Annotated in this window: 19 protein-coding genes and 1 pseudogene; 10 read left to right on the top strand and 10 right to left on the bottom strand. The window is 67.1% G+C overall.

Features of this window, described 5'->3' with window-relative positions; genetic code table 11:
• Positions 1-4: 4 nt before the first annotated feature.
• The 4 genes from GDI_RS02960 to GDI_RS02980 all read left to right on the top strand — a co-directional run bounded on the left by GDI_RS02960 (position 5) and on the right by GDI_RS02980 (position 4,646).
• Positions 5-1,144 (top strand): glycerate kinase, encoded by a 1,140-nt coding sequence (locus GDI_RS02960; RefSeq protein WP_012223184.1) that lies wholly within the window; start codon positions 5-7, stop codon positions 1,142-1,144.
• Between the two features lie 684 nt (positions 1,145-1,828).
• Positions 1,829-2,956, top strand: a complete 1,128-nt coding sequence (locus tag GDI_RS02970; protein ID WP_012223195.1) for an inositol-3-phosphate synthase — start codon at positions 1,829-1,831, stop codon at positions 2,954-2,956.
• The gene (locus GDI_RS02975) at positions 2,956-3,672 is read left to right on the top strand and encodes a phosphocholine cytidylyltransferase family protein (RefSeq protein WP_012223196.1); all 717 of its coding nucleotides are present in this window, start codon (positions 2,956-2,958) and stop codon (positions 3,670-3,672) included. The genes GDI_RS02970 and GDI_RS02975 overlap by 1 nt, the downstream gene beginning before the upstream one ends.
• A gap of 50 nt (positions 3,673-3,722) precedes the next feature.
• The gene (locus tag GDI_RS02980) at positions 3,723-4,646 is read left to right on the top strand and encodes a CDP-alcohol phosphatidyltransferase family protein (protein WP_231854202.1); all 924 of its coding nucleotides are present in this window, start codon (positions 3,723-3,725) and stop codon (positions 4,644-4,646) included.
• An 8-nt stretch (positions 4,647-4,654) separates the two neighbouring features.
• Here the strand turns inward: GDI_RS02980 and lptG are convergent, their stop codons facing one another.
• The 3 genes from lptG to GDI_RS02995 form a co-directional block, all read right to left on the bottom strand.
• Positions 4,655-5,728, bottom strand: a complete 1,074-nt coding sequence (gene lptG / locus GDI_RS02985) for an LPS export ABC transporter permease LptG (protein ID WP_012223198.1) — start codon at positions 5,726-5,728, stop codon at positions 4,655-4,657.
• A complete protein-coding gene (gene lptF / locus GDI_RS02990) occupies positions 5,725-6,816 on the bottom strand; it encodes an LPS export ABC transporter permease LptF (RefSeq protein ID WP_012223199.1) in 1,092 nt (363 codons plus the stop codon). Before lptF ends, lptG begins: the two co-directional genes overlap by 4 nt.
• 175 nt (positions 6,817-6,991) lie before the next feature.
• The gene (locus GDI_RS02995) at positions 6,992-8,335 is read right to left on the bottom strand and encodes a glycosyltransferase (protein ID WP_157870986.1); all 1,344 of its coding nucleotides are present in this window, start codon (positions 8,333-8,335) and stop codon (positions 6,992-6,994) included.
• Between the two features lie 242 nt (positions 8,336-8,577).
• Here GDI_RS02995 and GDI_RS03000 point away from each other — a divergent pair, with 242 nt between their 5' ends.
• Positions 8,578-10,491, top strand: coding sequence for a potassium transporter Kup (locus GDI_RS03000; RefSeq protein WP_144880159.1), 1,914 nt, complete (start codon positions 8,578-8,580; stop codon positions 10,489-10,491).
• Between the two features lie 74 nt (positions 10,492-10,565).
• Here the strand turns inward: GDI_RS03000 and GDI_RS20175 are convergent.
• Positions 10,566-10,703 (bottom strand): annotated as a pseudogene (locus GDI_RS20175) (cupin domain-containing protein); the annotation flags it as partial.
• A gap of 55 nt (positions 10,704-10,758) precedes the next feature.
• Entirely contained in the window at positions 10,759-11,121 is a 363-nt protein-coding gene (locus GDI_RS03005; RefSeq protein WP_012553743.1) for a host attachment protein, read from the bottom strand.
• A gap of 203 nt (positions 11,122-11,324) precedes the next feature.
• Between GDI_RS03005 and GDI_RS03010 the strand changes: the two genes are divergently transcribed.
• Positions 11,325-11,831 carry a YciE/YciF ferroxidase family protein gene (locus GDI_RS03010; protein ID WP_041249652.1) on the top strand — a complete coding sequence of 169 codons (507 nt, stop codon included), beginning with the start codon at positions 11,325-11,327 and terminating at the stop codon, positions 11,829-11,831.
• A gap of 26 nt (positions 11,832-11,857) precedes the next feature.
• Here the strand turns inward: GDI_RS03010 and GDI_RS03015 are convergent, their stop codons facing one another.
• Positions 11,858-12,598 carry a prephenate dehydrogenase/arogenate dehydrogenase family protein gene (locus GDI_RS03015; RefSeq protein WP_231854203.1) on the bottom strand — a complete coding sequence of 247 codons (741 nt, stop codon included), beginning with the start codon at positions 12,596-12,598 and terminating at the stop codon, positions 11,858-11,860.
• 196 nt (positions 12,599-12,794) lie between these two features.
• Positions 12,795-13,235 (bottom strand): GNAT family N-acetyltransferase, encoded by a 441-nt coding sequence (locus GDI_RS03020; protein ID WP_012553741.1) that lies wholly within the window; start codon positions 13,233-13,235, stop codon positions 12,795-12,797.
• A gap of 217 nt (positions 13,236-13,452) precedes the next feature.
• On the opposite strand from GDI_RS03020, the gene GDI_RS03025 reads away from it, so the two are divergent.
• Positions 13,453-15,063, top strand: coding sequence for a porin family protein (locus GDI_RS03025; RefSeq protein ID WP_012223206.1), 1,611 nt, complete (start codon positions 13,453-13,455; stop codon positions 15,061-15,063).
• A 41-nt stretch (positions 15,064-15,104) separates the two neighbouring features.
• Here the strand turns inward: GDI_RS03025 and exaC are convergent, their stop codons facing one another.
• On the bottom strand, positions 15,105-16,640 hold the full coding sequence (gene exaC, locus GDI_RS03030) for an acetaldehyde dehydrogenase ExaC (RefSeq protein WP_012223207.1): 1,536 nt from the start codon (positions 16,638-16,640) through the stop codon (positions 15,105-15,107).
• Positions 16,641-16,717: 77 nt separating this feature from the next.
• Positions 16,718-17,734 (bottom strand): helix-turn-helix domain-containing protein, encoded by a 1,017-nt coding sequence (locus tag GDI_RS03035; protein WP_012223208.1) that lies wholly within the window; start codon positions 17,732-17,734, stop codon positions 16,718-16,720.
• 177 nt (positions 17,735-17,911) lie between these two features.
• On the opposite strand from GDI_RS03035, the gene GDI_RS19610 reads away from it, so the two are divergent.
• From GDI_RS19610 to GDI_RS03045, 3 genes are all read left to right on the top strand, one after another.
• A complete protein-coding gene (locus GDI_RS19610) occupies positions 17,912-18,064 on the top strand; it encodes a hypothetical protein (protein ID WP_012553740.1) in 153 nt (50 codons plus the stop codon).
• The gene (locus GDI_RS03040; protein ID WP_012553739.1) at positions 18,061-18,267 is read left to right on the top strand and encodes a hypothetical protein; all 207 of its coding nucleotides are present in this window, start codon (positions 18,061-18,063) and stop codon (positions 18,265-18,267) included. Before GDI_RS19610 ends, GDI_RS03040 begins: the two co-directional genes overlap by 4 nt.
• A gap of 105 nt (positions 18,268-18,372) precedes the next feature.
• A complete protein-coding gene (locus GDI_RS03045; RefSeq protein ID WP_012223210.1) occupies positions 18,373-19,776 on the top strand; it encodes a sugar porter family MFS transporter in 1,404 nt (467 codons plus the stop codon).
• 161 nt (positions 19,777-19,937) lie between these two features.
• On the opposite strand, the gene GDI_RS03050 is transcribed toward GDI_RS03045, so the two are convergent.
• Positions 19,938-20,723: a sulfite exporter TauE/SafE family protein gene (locus tag GDI_RS03050; protein ID WP_012553737.1), complete on the bottom strand. Its 786-nt coding sequence runs from the start codon at positions 20,721-20,723 to the stop codon at positions 19,938-19,940.
• Positions 20,724-20,819 lie beyond the last annotated feature (96 nt).

Here is a 20,819-nt window from a genome sequence, read left to right on the forward strand (position 1 = left end):
GGCCATGAAGATCGTCATCGTCTGCGACTCGTTCAAGGAAAGCCTGTCGGCCCTGCAGGTGGCCGATGCGATCGAGGATGGTTTTCGCGACATCTATCCGCGCGCGACCTATGTGAAGCTGCCGGCCGCCGACGGGGGTGAAGGCACGGCGGAATCGCTGGTGATCGCGACCGGCGGGCGCATGCAGGCGCGGATCGTGACCGGGCCGCTGGGCACGCCGGTCGAAGCCGCGTTCGGCATCCTGGGCGACGGGCGCACGGCGATCGTGGAAATGGCGGCGGCGGCCGGGCTGATGCTGGTGCCGCGCGACCGGCGCGACCCGCTGGCCGCCACGACCTGCGGGGTGGGCGAACTGATCCTGGCGGCGCTGGACAGCGGCTGCCGGCACATCATCCTGGGCCTGGGCGGCAGCGCCACCAATGACGGGGGGGCGGGCATGGCGCAGGCCCTGGGTGTGTCGCTGCGCGACGATGCGGGGGCGGATCTGCCGTTCGGGGGCGGGGCGCTGGCCCGTCTGGCACGGATCGACCTCTCGGGCCTGGACCCGCGCCTGGCCGGTTGCCGGGTGGAGGTGGCATGTGACGTGGACAATCCGCTGACCGGTCCGCTGGGCGCCTCGGCCATTTTCGGTCCGCAGAAGGGGGCGATGCCCGACATGGTCCGGCGCCTGGACGACAATCTGGCCCTGTATGCCCGGGCCATCGCCGCGGCGACCGGGAACCGTGTCGACACGGTTCCCGGGGCGGGTGCGGCCGGGGGCATGGGGGCGGCGGCGCTGGCCTTCCTGGGGGGCGTGCTGCGGCCCGGGGTGGATATCGTGATGGACGCGCTGGGCCTGGACGCGATCGTCGCCGATGCCGACCTGGTGATCACCGGCGAGGGGCGGATCGACGGTCAGACCGTGCACGGCAAGGCGCCGATCGGTGTCGCACGCATCGCCCGCCGGCACGGACGACCGGTGATCGGCATTGCCGGTGCGCTGGGGGCGGATGCCGCAGCCGTGCACGCGCACGGGATCGACGCGGTCTTCAGTGTCGTCAACCGGCCCTGCACGCTGGAGGAAGCCCTGGCCGAGGCCGCGACCAATGTCCGCGCCACGTCCCGCAATATCGCCGCCGCCACCGCGTTGCTGCGCCCGCGCTGACCCCGCGAACCCGTGACCGGCCCGGAGCGGATTCCGGAAATCGGGCAAATCCGCCGGACGGGCGTTCATTATGTATTACCATCTATTACGCATGGAATCGAAATGAATTGGGTCACCGGGCAGCCGAGTGGCGGGTGCGGCCTCTTTATTGATTATATTTTACTCGATCACGACAGGCTGCCCACCCGGCCGCAGGGTCTTTCAGGTAGGGATCGGTGCCTTACTTTCCTATAAGAGCCAGTTTTTAAGGTGTTTTCTCTATGGCGGGAGGGCCGCCGCCGAGCCGGCCGCATGGCATCCGCCATGGAAAGATGAATCGAAATTAACCCCACGCGCGCCCGGCCGTGGAACATAAAACCACGGTTTCATGGGCATGTGGCGCGCGCTGGCGGCTCCGGCATGTAGCAGCGGGCGGAGGACCTTGATCTTGCCCTGCATTTCCCGGATGCTGCCGCCCAGCATTACAGGAGGCTCCGTTTTCGTTTCGACGGTCCGGCCGGGGATCATGATCCCGGCTTGCCCGGAACGTGTCATTGGGAGTAGTGCTGCGCGACAAACCGGACGATGCGTTTGTCGCCGTGGCACCGGCGCCGGACCTGTTCAGACGACATTGCCATTCTCCTCGTGCGGCGGCCAACGGGTGGCGGGCACGGGCCCTTTTCTGCATGGTACACGGGATAGATTATGAAGACTAAAGGCGGTATCCGCATCGCGATCGCGGGGGTCGGCAATTGTGCCAGCGCCCTGATCCAGGGCATTCATTACTACACTCCCGCGCGCTGCCGCGAGGAAGTGGTCGGTCTGATGCATGAGTCCGTAGGCGGCTACCGCCCCAGCGACATCCAGGTCGTGGCGGCGTTCGACATCGATGCGCGCAAGGTCGGCACCGATGTCAGCCGGGCCATCTTCGCGCTGCCCAACTGCGTGAAGACGTTCGAGCAGGACATTCCCGAAAGCGGCGTGACCGTGAGCATGGGCGCCGTGCTGGACGGCCTGTCCGAACATATGGCTTCGTACGAGCCGCATCGCACCTTCGTGCTGGCCGACGCCGCCCAGCCGACGAAGGCCGAAGTGGTCGAGGAACTGCGCCGCAGCGGCGCGCAGATCCTGCTGAACTACCTGCCGGTGGGCTCCGAGCAGGCCGCGCGCTTCTATGCCGAATGCGCGCTGGAGGCCGGGGTTGGCTTCATCAACAACATTCCCGTCTTCATCGCCAGTGACCCGGACTTCGCCGCACGCTTTGCCGCGCGCGGCCTGCCGATTATCGGTGACGACATCAAGTCGCAGCTGGGCGCCACCATCGTCCATCGCGTGCTGACCGACCTGTTCGCCAAGCGCGGCGTGAAGCTGCTGCGCACCTACCAGCTGAACACGGGCGGCAACACCGACTTCCTGAACATGAAGAACCAGGAACGCCTGGTCTCGAAGAAGACGTCGAAGACCGAGGCCGTCCAGGCCGTCGCCAAGACGCGGATGGAAAACGAGCACATCCATGTCGGCCCCAGCGACTACGTGCCGTGGCAGAACGACAACAAGGTCTGCTTCGTCCGTATGGAAGGCCAGATCTTCGGCAACGTGCCGATGGAGCTGGAACTGCGCCTGTCGGTCCAGGATTCGCCCAATTCGGCCGGTGTCGCCATCGACATGGTCCGCTGCTGCAAGCTGGCGCTCGATCATGGCATCGGCGGCGTGCTGGCCGGCCCCAGCGCCTATTTCTGCAAGCATCCGCCGGTCCAGTACACGGATGACGAAGCGCACGAGATGGTCGAGGCCTTCATCGAAGCCTATGCGCCGGAAGCCGTCATCGCCTGATGAAATGCCTGATCGTCGCCGCGGGGCAGGGCAGTCGTCTTCGTGACAAGGGGCCACTCAAGCCCCTGGTCCCCATCCGGGGGCGCCCCCTGATCGCCGAGGTCATCGACCGCGCCCGCCGCGGCGGGGTCGATGAATTCGTCGTCATCAACGGCTATCGCGGCGACGAATTGCGCCAGGCCCTGGACGGCATGGCGGAATGCGAGGGCGTGCGCGTCACCCACGTCCATAATGCGGCGTGGGACCGCGCCAACGGAATTTCCGTGCTCAGCGCGAAGCCGTTCCTCGACGGCCCGTTCCTGCTGACGATGTGCGACCATGTGCTGGACCCCGGCATCAACCGCCTGATGGTGTCGCTGCCCGCGCGGCCCGACACCGTGACGCTGGGCGTCGATTTCGATGTCGAGCGCATGCTCAACGACCCCGACGACGTGACCCGCGTGCGGTGCCGCGATGGACGGATCGAGCATATCGGGAAATCGATCGCGGATTTCAACGCGTTCGACACCGGCATCTTCCTGTGCACGCCGATCATGTTCGACGCCCTGGAAAGCAGCCAGGCCGAGGGCGAGGACAGCATCTCGGGCGCGATGAACACGCTGGCCCGCTGGCACAAGGCGCATGTCTGCGATATCGGTGAACGCCTGTGGATCGATGTCGACGATCCCGTCGCCTATGACAAGGCAGAACGCCTGATGGCGCAGGGGTTGCTCTGACCCCCGGCCATGCGCAGGGCAAGGGCGTGATGGAACAGGGACCGGCAATCGTGGACCACCCAGATCCCGTCCGGCGGACGTCGGAAATCGAGGAACTGACCAACCTGCACGTCATCCACCCGATCTCGGCGTGGCTGACGCAGCGTTTCGCCCGTCTGGGCGTGGCCCCCAACGCCGTGTCGCTCGGCGGCATGCTGGCAGGTATCATGGCCGGCGTCGCCTATCATCGCGACCATGATCCGCGCTGCGCGGTGGCGGGATTCGTGCTGATGGTCGTCTGGCACGTCATGGACGGCGCGGACGGACAACTGGCGCGCCTGACGGGCAAGCAGTCCCATACCGGCAAGATCCTGGACGGCATCTGCGACTACGTGACGTTCATCGCCGTCTATACCGGCCTGGCGCTGGCCCTGGCCCGCGACCATGGTGGCTGGGTCTGGCCCGTGATCCTGCTGGCGGGCTTCTGTCACGCGGTGCAGTCCGCCGCCTATGAACGGCAGCGGCAGGATTATTTCCGGGGCTGGGGGCGCGGCGGCTCCCCCCTCGCCCGGTCGGTGGCACGATCCGGCCAGCGGGCGGGCGACCTGCTGTTCGGCCTGTACAACCGGATCGAGGCGATGACCGCCGGGGGCGACAGCCGGCTGGACCGGCGCCTGTCCGCCATGATGGCGGCCCACCCCGACCATGTGGATGCGATCCGCCAGCACTATCGTCAGGCCGCCGCCCCCCTGCTGCGCCGCTGGTCGATCCTGTCGGCCAACTATCGCACCATCGGCATCTTCCTGTGCGTCTTCCTCGGCGTGCCCATGGCCTATTTCTATTTTGAAATCATCGGCCTGACGCTGGTCCTGCTGCTGCTTCTGGCGCGGCAGCGCGCGTGCGACCGGGCGATCCTGGCGGAACTGGACAGCATGGCCTGCCCGTCCGACGCTTATCGTGGCGAGCTTTCGCTCGTGGCCGACACCGTTTCGTAGGTCGCCGGCTATTCCCGCGTATGGATGAATACATACGCGGCCGACATCATCAGCAGCACCGACGGCGTCAGCGCCGTCAGCGCCGGGTTCAAATCGAACAGCAGGCCCAGGCGGCTGGTGATTTCCTGCCCCAGGGAAAACACGATGGCGATCGCGACCCCGATCGCCATGCGATAGCCGACATTCTGTGATCGCGGCGGCCCGAACACGAACGGCGCCGCGCAGGCGATCAGCGCGATCATCGCGAACGGCATGCTGATGCGCGCCCACAATTCCTGTTCGTACCGCATCGCGGGCAGATGATGCCGCTTCAGGTCCTGGATATAGCGATACAGCGCAATGGGCGGCACGCTTTCCGGCGGCAGGCTCAGGAACCGGATCTGCCGCGATGACAGGAAGGCATGCCAGGCCATGCTGTCCAGCTGGCTTGTATGGAACTGGTCGGCGACGATGTCCTTGCGCGTCACGTCCCGCAGCGTCCACACGTCGTCGGCGCCGATCTGCGCCCGTGCCGCGTGCAGATAGCTGGTCATGCTGCCGTCGGCGGCGAAGCGGTAGATATCGATGTCGTCGGCCTGGGTCTCGCTGGGGAAGCGGCGGACGCTCAGATATTGCTGGTCGCCATGGGCCCAGAACGCCTGGTCCTGGTCATCCTTCTGGGTGGCCGATGCCAGTGCCGCGGCGCGGCCCTCCTGCGCCATCTGCCGGGTCCCGGGGACGACGAACTGGGCCAGCAGGAACAGCACCATGACGATCGGAACCACCAGGCGCAGCACGGCGCTGATGATCCGGGCCTCGGACAGGCCGATCCCCTGCAGGGCCGTCAGTTCGGAATGCTTCGCCAGTCCCCCCAGCCCCAGCAGGCAGGCCAGCAGCATGGCGATGGGCGTAACCTGCATGAACCGCGCCGGCCCCAGCAGGGCGGTATAGGCGGCGGCATCGGCCAGCCGGTAATGCCCCTGCCCGACGAAGGCCAGCTGATCGACGAATTCCAGCAGGCTGAACAGGGCGGTCAGCCCCAGCGCCACCAGCAGGAAGGCGCGCAGCGTGACCATCTGGATATATCGGTCGAAGCGTTTCATGCCGCGCGGGCCTGCCGCCCCAACAGGGCGGGAATCTGGTCGCGCAGCATGAAGCCGGTCAGCACCGCCAGCAGTGCCGGCGCCCACCAGATCCCGGGCATCGCGGCCACCATGCCGTGCTGCACCCACGTCCGCGCCGAGGTATAGAGCAGGTAGTAGACGAAGAAGATCAGGATGGCGGCGCCCAGCTTGCCATAGCGGTTCTGGCGGGGGCGCCCCCGCGCCAGCGGCACGGCCAGCATGGCCAGCAGCATGGTCGTGATGGGGGTGGACAGGCGCCACTGGAATTCCGCCACGTCCGCCGGCGCGTGCGAGGCCGCCAATTGCAGGCTGGGCGCGGCGATGGAGCTGTATCCCAGCGGTTCGGTGCTGTGGCGGTTCGGGTCCTGGGTGATCTCGCGCACGGTCAGCACCTTGTCGCTGACCCCCGGCTGGCGCCCGATATCGTAGACATGGGCGTTCTTCAGCCGGACATAGACGTCGGATTGCTTGCCCTCGTCCGTCATCGGATAGCCCAGTTCCGCGTGGATGATCTGGGTCGTCTTCGCGCGGCGGACCTGGACGAAGATGTCGCGTGCCGGCGTGCCGGGTCCCTCGCGTTCCGTCAGGAAGATCACGCGGGCGCCGTTCTGCACCACGTAGAACGTGCCGGCCTGCATCGCATCGACATCCAGGCTCAACTGGGCGGATTTGGACAGGTTGTGCAACTGGTGATAGGCCCACGGCCGCACGAACAGCGACAGCAGCCCCACCACGATCGCGACCCCGGCCGCCAGGGTCATGACATGGCGCAGGATCATCCCCGGCGTCACGCGCAGCGCATGCAGCGCCGTGATTTCGGAATTGCCGTACAGCGCGCCCAGCGCCAGGACGATCGACAGGTACAGCGACACCGGCACCAGGACTTCCAGGCCGATCAGCAGCTTCAGCGTCACCAGGGCCAGGATCGTATTGGTGGACAGCAGCCCGTTCACGGCCTCGGACAGGAAGTCGGCGGCGCTGTAGCTGGCGAACAGCGCCATGCAGACCCCGAGCATCGCGGCCAGCGGCTTGCCGATTTCACGAAGCAGATAATTCCGAATGATCAAGCGCGATACTGTCCATCATGGGACGTGCGGTCCGACGAAATGCGCACGGGGGCAGGACGTCCCTTGTGGTCCGAAGGGTGCGGGGATCGCCGCGCATCGACCCGTCCCGGACGTGCCGTCATCATATTCATCGCTACCCCCACCGTCAAACGCCGCGCACGCCCGGCCACCGGCTTCAGGGCGGGGCGGGGTCGCCCTGGATCGTGTCGGGCGGCAGGACGGGCGACCCGGTGCGCAGCAGGTGCACCAGCCACCGCCAGGATTGCCGCCGCCAGGCCCGACGCTGCGCGCCGTCCCAGACACCGGCGGGGGTGGATGGCGCCGTCATGCGTTCCGCGATGGCGGCGATGATACGGTTTGCCCGCGCATCCCATGTCAGGGCCTGGCTTTCGGCCAGCGCGGTCGCGGCCAGGCGCGTGGACAGGGCGGGGTCGTCCATCAGCCGGCGCAGGGCATCGGCCAGGGCCGGCGGAGAATCCGGCTGGCAGAGCCAGGCATTTTGGTCGTGGCGCAGGACCTCGCGCACATCCGGGGTGTTGCCGGCCAGGATCGGACGGCCCGACGCCATGTAGAAGAACAGCTTCAGCGGCAGCACGGTCGATCCATAGCGTGCCAGCGGCTGCAGCGATGGCGGGATCAGCAGCACGTCGGCGGCGAACACGTACTGGCTCAGGACCTCCGGCGGCTGGAACGGCACGATGCGCACGTTGGGCAGGTCGCGGGCCATGTCCTCGATCGGCCCCTCGCCGTAAGAACCGACCAGGATGAACAGCAGGTCGGGCAGCATGCGGGCGGCCTCGATCACCACCGGCAGGCCCTTCTTGTGGTTGACGCGGCCGGTATAGACCACGGTCCTGGCATCGGCCGGAATGTCCAGCGCCCGCCGGGCGGCGTCGGCCGCCATGGGCGTGCGCAGCCGCCCGGGTTCGAAGCCGTTGCGGATGCAGTGCAGTTTTTCGGCGGGAATGCCCAGGTCCAGATATTTCTGCCGCGTATAATCGGAATGGCAGATATTGATGACGAACCGTTCATGGCACATCAGCCGGTGCAGCCAGCGGCGCAGGGGCGGAATCTGGTCGGGCCAGGGGCGGTAATGGTCGAAGACCACGCGCTGGCGGAACAGGATGGACACCCACGCGATCCACAGGTTGCGCGTATAGACGAAACTCGCCTGACGGAACGCGCGGCGCCAGACGATCGTCAGCCCGCAGGCCAGGTGCCGCAACCCGGCCGGCGCCGGCGGCGCCCACGCCCGTATCACCGACAGGTCCGTCGCCTGCCGGCCCGTGGCCTGCTGCCCTGTGGCCTGCTGCCCCATGGCCTGCTGCAATGCGGCGCAGGCCGCGCGGTCGCGCATCGGCACGTGCAGCCATGCCCGCGCGACCAGCGGCGCCAGGTAGCGCGCGGTGGTGACGAAGACTTCGGCGTCGGCCTCGGTGCTGGGCAGCGGATTTTCGAACGCGAACAGGATCTTCATCCCGGCACCGGGCCCGGAACCGGCCGGGCCGGCCTGTGTCATGCTCGAAATCCGCGTGGTGTCTGGGCGGGGGGTCCTCATGCGGGGCATATGACCGGGAACGTCCATCCGTGTCCAGAAGCGGGGTCCGGAAGCGGGGCCATAAACGGTGGATGGCCCGATAAGGCCTCATTCATTCCTGGCGCACTAAAATCCTGCCATAAAATGAAGAGATTGATCGCTTCGAAACATGAAACGAGGATGCCCCATTGCCCGGTGACCGGAAAAGCCAGGACAAACAAGGTTTGACGACCACCACCCTGATGGCGCTGGGGATCGTCTTCGGCGACATCGGCACCAGTCCGCTCTACGCCATGCAGACCGTCCTTCAGGACGAGGGCCAGACGATCACGCCCCCGGAGATCATGGGGGTCCTCTCGCTCGTCCTCTGGACGATCCTGCTTGTCGTCGCCTTCAAATACGCCCTGCTGGTCATGCGGGCCGACAATAATGGCGAGGGCGGCGTCCTGGCGCTCACCGCCGTGGTGACCGGCGCCCGGCAGGCCGACGACGCCCGGCGCATTCCCGCCTATCGGCGCCTGTTTTCCTCATCGCTGCAAAGGGGACTGCTCGCCGCCGGCCTCTTCGGGGGCGCGCTGCTGTTCGGGGACAGCATCCTGACCCCCTCGATTTCGGTACTCAGCGCCATGGAGGGCATGCAGGTCGCCGATCCGGCCCTGCGGCATGTGGTGCTGCCCTGTGCGCTGGGGGTGCTGGTCGCCCTGTTCGTGGCGCAGCGCGCGGGCACCTCGCTGATCGGCAACCTGTTCGGGCCGGTCATGCTCGTCTGGTTCGTCACCATCGGGGTGCTGGGCCTGATCGCCTGCCTGCGGCACCCCGGCGTCCTTGCCGCGATCGACCCGGCCTATGCCATCGATTTCCTGCACCGGAACGGCCGGCACAGCCTGCTGCTGCTGGGCGGCGTCTTCCTGACCGTGACGGGGGCGGAAGCGCTTTACGCCGACATGGGCAGTGTCGGGCGCGGATCGGTCCGGCTGGCCTGGTTCGCCATCGTTCTGCCGGCCCTGGTGCTGTGCTACGCCGGTCAGGCGTCGGCGCTTATGGATGCCCACACGCTTCCGGCCAATCCGTTCTACGCCATCGTGCCGAAAGCGGGCGGCACGGTCGCGATCTGGGCGATCGTCGCGCTGGCCACGTGCGCCACCATCATTGCCAGCCAGGCCGTCATCACCGGGGTATTTTCCATTACCCGGCAGGCCGTGCAGCTCGGGTGGTTTCCCGGCATGCGCATCCTGCAGACATCCGCGAAGGAATACGGCCAGATCTACGTTCCGACGCTGAACTGGATCATTATGGTCCTGACGGTGGCGCTGACGGCCTTTTTCGGAAGTTCAAGCCGGCTGGCCGGCGCGTACGGCATGGCGGTGTCCGCGACCATGCTGCTGACGACCCTGCTGTTCGGCGCTTACCTCAAACGCCGGCGGCACTGGCCGGTCGTCGCGGTCGTGACCCTGGTCGCGTGCTTCCTGGTGGTCGACGTGGCGTTTCTTTCGGCAAACCTGCTGAAGCTGACGCAAGGGGGGTACCTTCCCCTGCTGGCGGGCATCACCGTCTATGGCATCATGAGCATCTGGCGCCGGGGCCAGGAGGCGCTGCATGATGCCGGAAACACGGCGGCGGTGACGCCGGATGCCCTTCGCGCCCAGTTGGCCAAGGCGAATATTCCCCGCACCCCGGGCAACCTCGTCTTCCTGTCGTCCCTCGATAAACCGATTCCGCCCAATATCGCCCTGCATGTACGCCAATTCGGCGCCCTGCCCGAACGCGTCATGACACTCAGCGTGATATTCGACCGCACGACGCCGCGCGTTCCGATCAGTGAGCGCATCGACCACCGGATCTTCGAGGACATGCTGGTGCATGTCACCGTGCGCTACGGCTTCATGGAAGCGCCCGCGCTTCTGCCCGCGCTCCAGCTTGCCGCCGAAGATGGGGCACCGATCTCGCCCGATGAAGCCATCTTTATCGCGGAACATGACGAGGTGGCGCGCAATGCGAACAGCGCGACCTATTCGCTGCTGCGGCGGTGGGAGAGACCGGTCTTCGCCTTCCTGTATCGCAACGCGAATCGCGCCGTGGACAGTTTCGAACTGCCCCCCGAGCGGCTGGTGCAGATCGGTCGCAGGATCGCGCTTTGAGGATTCTTCTTTTCTGAAAAAATCAGGAACGGATTACCGGTATCGCGAGCCTGGATCGCGGTATGATCGGACGTCTACCTGAAGCGGCAGGGACGATCGACGGTGGGCGGTTCGTCCAGCTGGATGACCATCAGCGTGACCGGGTCGTCGCCGACATCGCCGGCATTGTGGCCGACATGCCCGTTTCTGTCGGGGCGGGAACGCCGGTCCTCGTGGTCGGGCCAGGATGGCCCGGCGGCAGTATTGACGCGGAAAAGGGCGTGCTTGTCAGGTCTTTGCGGGCCAGCCGGTGGCGGGGATGTCGAAATGTTCGATCAGCGCATGGTCGGGCAGGTGCGCCAGGTCCCTGGGCACGTCCGCCAGCAGCCGGTCCAGCGCGTCCTTGTCCAGCCGGGCGCGGATGTCGTGCAGAAGGTGCGCCGGCGCGGCCAGCACGTAGCGGCCCGGCACCGTCCCTTCGCCGACCTGGTTCAGTCGGCTTGCGATCGTCGCGGCGAATCGCGCGGCGGCGTCGGCCTCCGTGCCCGCCTCCAGCGTCTCGACCGTGTGCATGCCGTGGCTGTCGTGATGCAGGATACGGGCGGTCCTTGCATCCGCGACGATATAATGGACCGGATCGGTATAGGTCATGATCGCATGCTCCTTGCTCTGGCGACAGGACATGTTAGCGGCTCCGGCGGGCGCCGATATCACGTGTTTGTAACACGACCTTTAAAATCACCCGGGCCGGGCCGACCTCGCGATCCTGGCACATGCCGTGCCAGGACGCCCGACTCCGTCCGCCGGACATGCGCGCGCGGATGGTGTCGGAATCGGAACTGGAGGACACGCCAATGGGTCTCTTCACTCGCGACATCCAGACCATGCAGGATCTGTTCGTCCATCAACTGAAGGATGTGCTGTACGCCGAAAAGCGCATCGTGAAGGCCATGCCGGCCCTGATCGACAAGGCGACTTCGCCCGAACTGAAGAACGGGCTGCAGATGCACCTGGAACAGACCCGCAACCACGTCACGCGCCTGGAGAACGTCTTCAGGATGCAGGACATCGAACCCAGTACCGTCAAATGTCCCGCGATCGACGGGATCATCGACGAGGCCGAGGAAATTTCGGGCGAAGTCGCGGACAAGGGCGTGCTCGACGCCGCCATCGCCGCCTCGAGCCAGGCCGTGGAGCATTACGAGATCACCCGCTACGGCACCCTGATCGCCTGGGCCAAGGAACTGGGCCGGGCCGATTGCGCGTCGATCCTGGGCGAGACGTTGCAGGAGGAACGCCAGGCCGACCAGTCCCTGACCCAACTGGCCGAACAGCGGCTGAACCACGCCGCCGCGGCCTGACGGGTCCGGACCGCCGGTCCGTCGCCCTACGGGGCCGGGCCGGCGGCGGCGCATTCGTCCTCGACTTGGCGCGCGATCGCGAAGAACCGGTCGCGTACCGCGCTGGAATAGGGGTTCAGGTGCGCGATGGCGTGGTACACCTCCGGCGCATCGTGCCGGACCATGCCGGCGGCGGCACGCAGATGCTCGAAACTGCGTGTGGTGATCCGCGCGGGCAGGGGCTCCATCCCGACCAGGACCCGCGCCAGCAGATGCGTCAGGCCCTGCGCCGTCGCGGCGTCGCGGTCATGGGCGTCCGGCGTGGTCAGGATGACGCGCAGCCCCAGCGTACGGCGCAGGAAGGCGACCAGCCGGCCGGCCCGCGTGCCGCGCAGCGGGCAGACCGCGATGCGATGCCCCGCGATGCCGTCCCGTGCGCTCTGCGGGCCGAACAGCGGATGGGTGGCGACGATCCGCACGTGATCGGGCAATTCCTGGCACATGATCCGCGCCGGCACGACCTTGACCGATCCCACATCGACGACCAACGCATGACGGACCAGGTACGGCCGGATCGCGCGGACCGTTTCCTCCAGCGCCGTGACCGGAACGGCCAGGATGACGATCGGGCAGGACGCGGCCTGGGCCAGCGATCCGGCTTCGACCCCGGCCATCGGGATGTCGGTCCCCCGGGGCAGGGCGGGGTCGTATACCCGGATGCGGCAATGGGCGCGCAGGTGGGCCGCGATCAGCCGTCCGAAGGCGCCGAAGCCGACCAGGCCGGTCACGGGTTGGGTAGATAGGAACCATCTGTCTGACATGACTGGGCTTTCGAAAAGCCGCGTCGTCACGAATGGTCCAGACCGTTCAACCGCTGACGACGCAGCGGTTGAACCATGATTCATCCCCCGCCGCTATGAATGCGGCGCGTAATACAGTCCGGACAGGAAGGGCATCGTGGTCATGCGCGGCAGCTAACGCCATTCATCGCGGCCGGTCAATTCCCCCCGGCAGCGCGCCGCCGACCGTGACATACTCCAGGCCGCTCCTGACGAAGGGCGCGCCGTGCGGCTCCAGCCCGAAACGGCGATAGAAGTCCACCGCCGTCAGGCGCGCGTCCAGCGTGACCGTCGCATAGCCCGCCTGCCGCAGCTCCGCGAACGCGACGCGCAGCAGCCTGCTGCCGAGTCCCCGCCTCTGGACGTCCGGCATGATCGCGCATTTGCGCAGCCGCACGGTTTGGGAGGCGAGGGGGAAGAACGACCCGCACCCCGCCAGCCGTCCCGCCAGGAACGCCCCGTAATGCAGGGCGTCGGCATCCCCGGGCACGATGCAGGCCTGCCGTGGCAGGTCCGGCCACAGGACCGCCTGCCGGATGGGCAGGCAATCGGCCAGCGCGATGCGCGCGATGCGGATGTCCGGCATGGTGCGGTCCCGTTCAGGAGCGGACAGGATGGTCCGTCGGACCCGGTAAACCGCCATTCCATGTCGATCAAGAAATATAGCGCCCTCTTCCCGGGTCGAAATCGCAGGCACAGCACTCCAGAACGTGACCGGGATATGTCCTGTTGAAGGCATGGTGCCGGTTCACGGCACACAGGCGAACGGGTACAAAACAATAGAAAATAATGGAGTGTGTCAGATGTCGCCAAGACATTGGGCGCTTGTGGGACTGGCGGCCGTCATGACCGGCGGCGGCGTGACTGTGCTGTGCCCCGCCGACGCCAGGGCTGACGATTACAGCGATCTTCTCGATATCCTGCGCGCCAAGGGGGCGCTGACCCAGGGCGAATATTCGACCTTGCTGGTCAGGCATCTTCACCGCACGGCCGCCCCTGTCCGCCCGGCCCGGCACGCGGCCGCCGCGCATCATGACCGGCCCGTGCCCGTTGCCACGGCCGATGACGCCGGCGATGCCGGCGGCCGGATGGCGCCGATGGTCGCAGCGGCCCGCCAGGCGGCGGACAGCGCCGCCGCCAGTGCCCGTTCCGCGCAGGAGGCCATGCTGGCGGCGCAAAGCGAGATCGACAGCCCCAGTGTCGTGAGGATCGCCAACTACGTTCCCGGCAAGGGGCTGACCTTCCATGCCGGACCGGTCGATATCAATTTCTCGGGCTTCATCAACGGTTTCTACAGCTACAACAGCCCGTCCGGCGGCCGCCCGGTGGCTGGTGGCCTCTCAACCGGCGGCAGCGGGTTCGATTCGTCCTCGGTCCGCAACGGCCTGCTGCCGGCGGGCTTCATCGTCAAGCTGACGACGACGCAGTCGGGGATCGATCTCGGCGCGGTGCTGGGGATGTATCCGGGCATCGACAATGCCAATCCGGGCGCATTCAACGCCAATTCGGGCGGCAGCCCGGTCGGGTTGGGGACGCCGGGCATCGATCTGCGTCAGGTCTATATCACGGCCGGCACGAAGTCCGCCGGCACGGTGAAGATCGGCCGCGACCTGGCGCTGTTCGGGTCCGACGCAATCCTGGACGACGCGACGCTGCTCAGCGTCGGCAGCGTCGGCAGCAATGCCAGCCCGGGCAATACCTCGCTGGGCCGCATCGGCGTGGGCTATGTCTATGCGGACTGGATTCCCCAGATTTCCTATGCCTCGCCCGTCATCCACGGGGTCCAGGGGTCGGTGGGCATCTTCCAGCCGCTGGACGAATACAATTATGCGGGCGACAATCTGTCGGCGTCGTCCATCCAGCACAGTTCGCCGATGGTGCAGGGCAAGGTCACGTACGATTTCAAGTCCGGCGACCTCAGCGGCCGGATCTGGGCCGGTTTCCTGGTCCAGCACCAGCAGGACCTGACCGGGGCCAACATTCCCACTGATGCCAGGCGCGGCGCGATGGCGGAAGCCGGCGAAATCGGGGCCAAGCTGACCTATGGCCGCGCGCAGGGCGTGGCCTATTACTATCGCGGCAGCGGGCTGGGGACGACCGGCCTGTTCTTCGACGGCGTGGCCGCCAACGGCCGCAAGCGTGACTCCGAAGGCTATTACGTCCAGGGGTCCTATGCCTTCACCAAGCATTTCAAGCTGGTCGGCAGCTACGGTGTCAGCAACCTCTATCAGGCGCCGGGCGAGGATTCGTCGCTGCTGGTCCGGCGCAATGAATCGGAAGTCGGGGCCGGCTACTACACCCTGACGGACTGGCTGACGCTGGTGGCCGAATACGCCCACACCCAGGCGGACGCCCACGGTCCGGATTCGGCCCGCGACAATACCGTTTCGGCGGGCGCGATCCTGTTCTTCTGATCCCGGCGGCACCGGCATGCCGGTGCCGCCAGCGGGTGTGGTCAGAAGAAACCCAGCTTCTGCGGCTTGTAGCTGACCAGCAGGTTCTTGGTCTGCTGGTAGTGGTCCAGCATCATGCGGTGGTTTTCCCGCCCGATTCCGGATTGCTTGTATCCGCCGAAGGCCGCGTGCGCCGGATAGGCGTGATAGCAGTTGGTCCAGACGCGCCCGGCCTTGATGGCGCGTCCCATGCGATAGGCCCGGGTGATGTCGCGGGTCCACACCCCGGCCCCCAGGCCGTACAGCGTGTCATTGGCCAGCGCCACGGCCTCGGCGTCGTCGCGGAAGGTGGTGACCGAGACGACGGGGCCGAAGATTTCCTCCTGGAAGATCCGCATCCGGTTGTCGCCCCTGAACACGGTGGGCTGGATATAGCACCCGTTCGACAGGCTGCCGCCCAGTTCGGCCCGCGCGCCGCCGATCAGCAGTTCCGCCCCTTCCTGCCGTCCGATGTCGATATAGTTCAGGATCTTGCTGACCTGCTCGGTCGAGGCCTGCGCGCCGACCATCGTCGCCATGTCCAGCGGATTGCCCTGTTTGATCGCCGCCACCCGGCGCAGCGCGCGTTCCATGAACCGGTCATAGACCGATTCATGGATCAGCGCCCGTGACGGGCAGGTGCAGACCTCGCCCTGGTTGAAGGCGAACAGGACGAAGCCCTCGATCGCCTTGTCCAGGAAATCGTCGTCCTCGGCCGCGACGTCGGAAAAGAAGATGTTGGGCGACTTGCCGCCCAGTTCCAGCGTCGCGGGGATCAGGTTGTCGGCCGCCGCGTGGGCGATCGTCCTGCCGGTCGGCGTGGACCCGGTGAAGGCGATCTTGGCGATCCGGTTGCTGGAGGCCAGCGCCGTGCCGGCTTCCCTGCCGAAACCGTTGACGATGTTCAGCACGCCGGGCGGCAGGATGTCCGCGATCAGGTCGGCCAGCACCATGATCGAGGCCGGGGTCTGCTCGGCCGGTTTCATGACCACGCAGTTTCCCGCCGCAAGCGCCGGGGCCAGTTTCCAGCTTGCCATCAGCAGCGGGAAATTCCACGGAATGATCTGGCCGACCACGCCCAGCGGTTCGTGGAAATGATAGGCGACGGTGTCGTGGTCGATTTCCGACAATGCCCCTTCCTGCGCGCGGATGCAGGCGGCGAAATAGCGGAAATGGTCGACGCACAGCGGAATGTCCGCGTTCAGCGTCTCGCGCAGCGGCTTGCCGTTGTCCCAGCTTTCGGCGCGCGCCAGGGTGTCGAGGTTGGCCTCGATCCGATCCGCGATCCGGTTCAGCAGCAGGGCGCGCTGGGCGGGGCTGGTCTCGCCCCAGGCTTCCCGGGCCGCATGGGCCGCGTCCAGCGCCTGTTCGACATCCGCCGCCCCGGACCGGGCGACCCGGCACAGGATGCGCCCGTCGACCGGCGAAGGGTCGTCGAAATACGTCCCCTCGCGCGGCGGGACCCACCGGCCGCCGATGAAATTGTCATATTGCGCCTTGAACGGTAGCGACTGCTCGATCCGGCGGCTTTCCAGCGGGGGGCTCTCGAGAGAATCCATGGTCGTTTTCCTTCTTGGTCGCCGTGGCGGGGCCGCCGCGGACAACGTGCGAAGGATGGCGTCCGGAACGGGGTTTGTCAGCGGGCCGGGGACGTCGCGGCGTCCGACCTGTCGCATGGGCGCGACAGGTCGCGGGGGGCATTGCGTTTCAGGCGCCGATGCAGCGTCGCCCGGCTGATTCCCAGGTCGCGCGCCGCCGCCGAGACATTGCCGCCGCAGCGTTTCAGCACCCGCTGCAAGGCCGCATGGGCGGCGCGATCGGGCGTTTCGTGCCCGGTATCCGACAGCAGGTCGGGTAGCGTGACCGGCCGGCCGGTGCCCAGGCCGAACAGGGCGCGGGCGGCCTTGTTGGTGCCGATGACGACTTCGTTTTCATCCAGCGCCAGCAGGGCCTGGGCCTCGTCGCCCAGCGACACGATGCGACAGCCGGCGAAGGCCGCGCCGAACAGGCGCGTCTCGATCCGGCGGGCCGCGTCTTCGACCACGAGGGACAGGAAGGGCAGGATCGTCGCGTCGCAATCGGTGCGGACGGACGACACGTCGATGCCTCCCACGGGGCGCCCCAGATGGTCGTGGATCGGCGCCGTGGTGCAGCTCAGCCCCGCATTGCGGGTGTAGAAATGCTGGTCGCGATGAATGGTCAGGACCCGGTCCTCGACCAGGCTGGTGCCGATGCCGTTGGTGCCCTCGTGCGCTTCGTCCCAGACGGCGCCGGGCCCCAGTCCCCAGGCGCTGAAAACGCCTTCATACGCCGGGTCGCACCGCCGTTCCAGCGCGACGCCCCGCGCATCGCACAACAGCACGCAATATCCTCCGCGCCGCACGGCCAGCGCCAGGCGGTCCAGCACCGGCTGCGCCGCCTGGAGCATCAGCCCGTTGCGGTCCCGCACCTGGCGGAACGCGCTGTCGTCCAGGCAATGCGGCGGCGCGCCGTGATCGGGGTCCAGCCCATGGTGGCGCAGGGATCGCGACCAGGACGCCGCCAGCGCGGACCGTCCGGAGGCGGAGCCGTCCCTCAGCACGTCATGGACATGATCCGCATGATGGCGGCTCGCCGGATCGTCGTTATGGCCGAGTGATCCTGATCGCGTCACTCTTGTGCCCTCTCAGGCATGTTTGCGTGCAGGGACGCTAGTCACACGCCACCGCCCGGGCAATCGTCCGCTGTTCACAAAAGCGCGGGACATCGCCGCACGTCCATGCGAACGGGGGCGGGAGGAACCATATTCCATTCCGTCGATTGATTCCCCACTCCCGTGCGGAGGACTGCGATGTCCAAGATCGTGTGGACCTGCCTCGGTCCCCGGCGCCCGATGCCCACGCCCACGCCGGGCCCGTTCAATCCGGACGATCCGATCCCGGGCGACGTGCCGGACGACGATCCGTACGAACCCGACGATGATGACGAGGGACCGGTGCTATGAACCGCATGCCGTTCGGCGTCCCGACGCCCGATCCGGACGAAACGCCCCCGCATGACGGGCAGCCGCCGGTTCCCGACCAGCCGCCGCGGGGTGTCGATCCGCACCGGCCGGCCGGTCCGCCGGGACCGCCCCACCCGCACGAACCGCCTCTGGAGCGCGATCCCTATTCCGATCGCGAGGTCCGGCCCGAACAGGGGGGATGACCGGCCGGCCCCATCCTTGATGCAGCCCGTCCTTGATGCAGATCGTATGCATCCGGCGCGTACCGGGGTAGCCTGCCCGGAGGATGAATCGGTTAGGGGCAGGGCGTGTCACAGGTCGCGACGATTTCAGTACAGCCTCTCGCACCCGCGGGTGTCGCGTTTCTCGCCACCCTTCTCGCCGCCGCCGCCGGACTGCCCGTCGGGCTGGATACCGGCCTGATCGCCGAGGCGCTGGGTGATATCGGGCAGGCGTTCCATGCGTCCTACCGGGTGCAGGAATGGATCGTCTCGGTGCTGATGATCGGTGCCGCCGCCGGGTCGCTGGGGGCGGGCGCGGTTTCCTATCGTTTCGGACGGCGGCGGACGCTGCTGCTGGCGATGCTGCTGGTGGGGGCAGGGGCGTATCTGTGCCTCAGCGCCTCCGGCGTGGGGCAGATCATCGCCGGGCGGCTGCTGATCGGCGTCGCGGTGGGGACCTGCGCCTTTACCGCGCCCCTCTACATTGCCGAACTGGCGACGGGCGACATGCGCGGGCGCATGGTCTCGATCTTCTCGATGCTGCAGTCGATCGGCATCCTGGCCGGCTACCTGGTCGGCGGCCTGTGTTCGGCGGGCGGGCACTGGCGCTGGATGGTGGCCTTTCCCCTGCTGCCGGCGGCGCTGCTGTTCGCCGCCTATTTCCTGCTGCCCGAAAGCCCGGCCTGGCTCGCGGCCCGGGGGCGGGCCGATGCGGCGCGCCGGGTGCTGCTGCGCGTGCGCGACGACCCGGCCCGGGTGGATGCGGAACTGGCGGCCATGGCCGCCGAACGGACGCGGGACAGGGTCGGGGGCTTCGCCCTGCTGCGCCGCCAGCCGAATTTCCGCCGTTCGGTCGCGTTGGGAATCGGGTTGCAGATGTTCCAGCAACTGGGCGGCATCAACGTGGTCATGTACTACGCGCCCCGAATCCTGGAAGGCGCGCATGCCGACCCGGCGATGGCCGTCTGGGCGACCGTTCTGGTCGGCGGGGTCAACGCGCTGGTGGGCCTGCTGGCGGTGTTCGCGGTCTCGCGCTGGGGGCGGCGGCCGCTGCTGGTCGTCAGTTGCGCGCTGATGGCGGGTGCGATGCTGGCCGCCGCCGCGATCGTGGCCACCGACCCGCCCGGTGCGGGCGTGCCGGTCGGGTTGATCGCGGCCCTGCTGATCTTCGTCGCGGGGTTCGGGCTGGGTGCCGGACCGCTGGTCTGGACGTTATGTTCGGAAATCCAGCCGCTGGAGGGGCGGGAATTCGGGGTGGCGACCTCCACGCTGGCCAGTTGGTGCGGCGACTGGGTGGTCAGCAACACCTTCCTCAGCATCGTCGCGGTCGTGGGCCTGCCCCGTGCCTTCATCGGCTATGGGGTGGTGAACGTCCTGTTCATCCTGTTCACCCTTCGCTTCGTCCCCGAGACGAAGGGCGTACCGATGGAAGCGATCGAAGCGCACCTGATGGCCGGCGAACCCCTGCGCCGCATCGGCTGTCCGACATAAGAAGCAGAAGCTGTTTCAAAAGCCCTGATGCTGAGCGAGAGCAGCCCAAAGGGCTGCGCCCGGCGTGTGTTTTCGAGCACCGAAGCGGAGTGGCCTTATGGGCCATGAGCATCGGAGCGCAGGAAACGCGCGTCGGATCGCCAGCAGCAGGGATTTTTTTGTCAGATCAGGCGGGCGCCGACGATGGTCAGAATGGTGGCCAGGACGGCGCGCTGGATGCTTTCGCGGATATAGCCGACGAACAGGCTGCCCAGGACGATGCCCGGGATCGACCCCATCAGCAGCGACACCAGCATGGCCGGATTGACCGATCCCAGCAGCCAGTGCCCCAGTCCCGCCACCAGCGTCAGCGGCACCGCATGCGCGATGTCCGCCGCCACGATCTGCGCGGTGGACAGGCGGGGATAGAGCACCAGCAGCGCCGTCACGCCGATCGCCCCCGCGCCGACCGAGGACAGCGAGACCAGCAACCCCAGGACGGCACCGACCAGCACCGTCAGGATATGGGTCTGCCGGTCGGTCAGGGCTTCGGAAAAGGCGCCCAGCCGCTGCAGGATCCGGGCGCGGAACAGGATGCACGGGGCCGTCAGCAGCAGCGCGACGCCCAGGCTGCGGGTAATGAGCTGCGTGGTGACCGATGACGGGGCGCCCAGCACATGCAGGATCACCAGCGCGATGGCCGAGGCCGGGATGCTGCCGCTGGACAGGCGCCGCACGACCTTCCAGTCCACCCCGCCCGAAAAGCCATGGACGCCGGTGCCGACGGCCTTGGTAATGGCGGCGTAGAGCAGATCGGTCCCGACCGCGGTCTGGGGATGGATTCCGAACAGCAGGATCAGCAGCGGCGTCATCAGCGATCCGCCGCCCACGCCCGTGACGCCGACCAGAAAGCCCACGCCCAGCCCGGACAGGGAATAAAGCGGCTGAAACGTGTCACTTAACATCATCGCGGATTCCCAGACTCTCAAACGCGTTATTATACGATATCATCTCCGGCATATAAATTGAAATCATCAGAATAAGTGGTATTTCTCAATTGCCGA

The sequence above is a fragment of the Gluconacetobacter diazotrophicus PA1 5 genome (assembly GCF_000067045.1).
In the GTDB taxonomy this organism is placed as follows: Bacteria; Pseudomonadota; Alphaproteobacteria; order Acetobacterales; family Acetobacteraceae; genus Gluconacetobacter; species Gluconacetobacter diazotrophicus.

Bases quoted from the DNA above. Each gene is read 5' to 3' on its own strand.
- GDI_RS02960 (WP_012223184.1), top strand. From the start codon at position 5: ATGAAGATCGTCATCGTCTGCGACTCGTTCAAGGAAAGCCTGTCGGCC.
- GDI_RS02970 (WP_012223195.1), top strand. From the start codon at position 1,829: ATGAAGACTAAAGGCGGTATCCGCATCGCGATCGCGGGGGTCGGCAAT.
- GDI_RS02975 (WP_012223196.1), top strand. From the start codon at position 2,956: ATGAAATGCCTGATCGTCGCCGCGGGGCAGGGCAGTCGTCTTCGTGAC.
- lptG (WP_012223198.1), bottom strand. From the start codon at position 5,728: ATGAAACGCTTCGACCGATATATCCAGATGGTCACGCTGCGCGCCTTC.
- GDI_RS02995 (WP_157870986.1), bottom strand. From the start codon at position 8,335: ATGACACAGGCCGGCCCGGCCGGTTCCGGGCCCGGTGCCGGGATGAAG.
- GDI_RS03005 (WP_012553743.1), bottom strand. From the start codon at position 11,121: ATGACCTATACCGATCCGGTCCATTATATCGTCGCGGATGCAAGGACC.
- GDI_RS03010 (WP_041249652.1), top strand. From the start codon at position 11,325: ATGGGTCTCTTCACTCGCGACATCCAGACCATGCAGGATCTGTTCGTC.
- GDI_RS03020 (WP_012553741.1), bottom strand. From the start codon at position 13,235: ATGCCGGACATCCGCATCGCGCGCATCGCGCTGGCCGATTGCCTGCCC.
- GDI_RS03025 (WP_012223206.1), top strand. From the start codon at position 13,453: ATGTCGCCAAGACATTGGGCGCTTGTGGGACTGGCGGCCGTCATGACC.
- exaC (WP_012223207.1), bottom strand. From the start codon at position 16,640: ATGGATTCTCTCGAGAGCCCCCCGCTGGAAAGCCGCCGGATCGAGCAG.
- GDI_RS19610 (WP_012553740.1), top strand. From the start codon at position 17,912: ATGTCCAAGATCGTGTGGACCTGCCTCGGTCCCCGGCGCCCGATGCCC.
- GDI_RS03040 (WP_012553739.1), top strand. From the start codon at position 18,061: ATGAACCGCATGCCGTTCGGCGTCCCGACGCCCGATCCGGACGAAACG.
- GDI_RS03050 (WP_012553737.1), bottom strand. From the start codon at position 20,723: ATGATGTTAAGTGACACGTTTCAGCCGCTTTATTCCCTGTCCGGGCTG.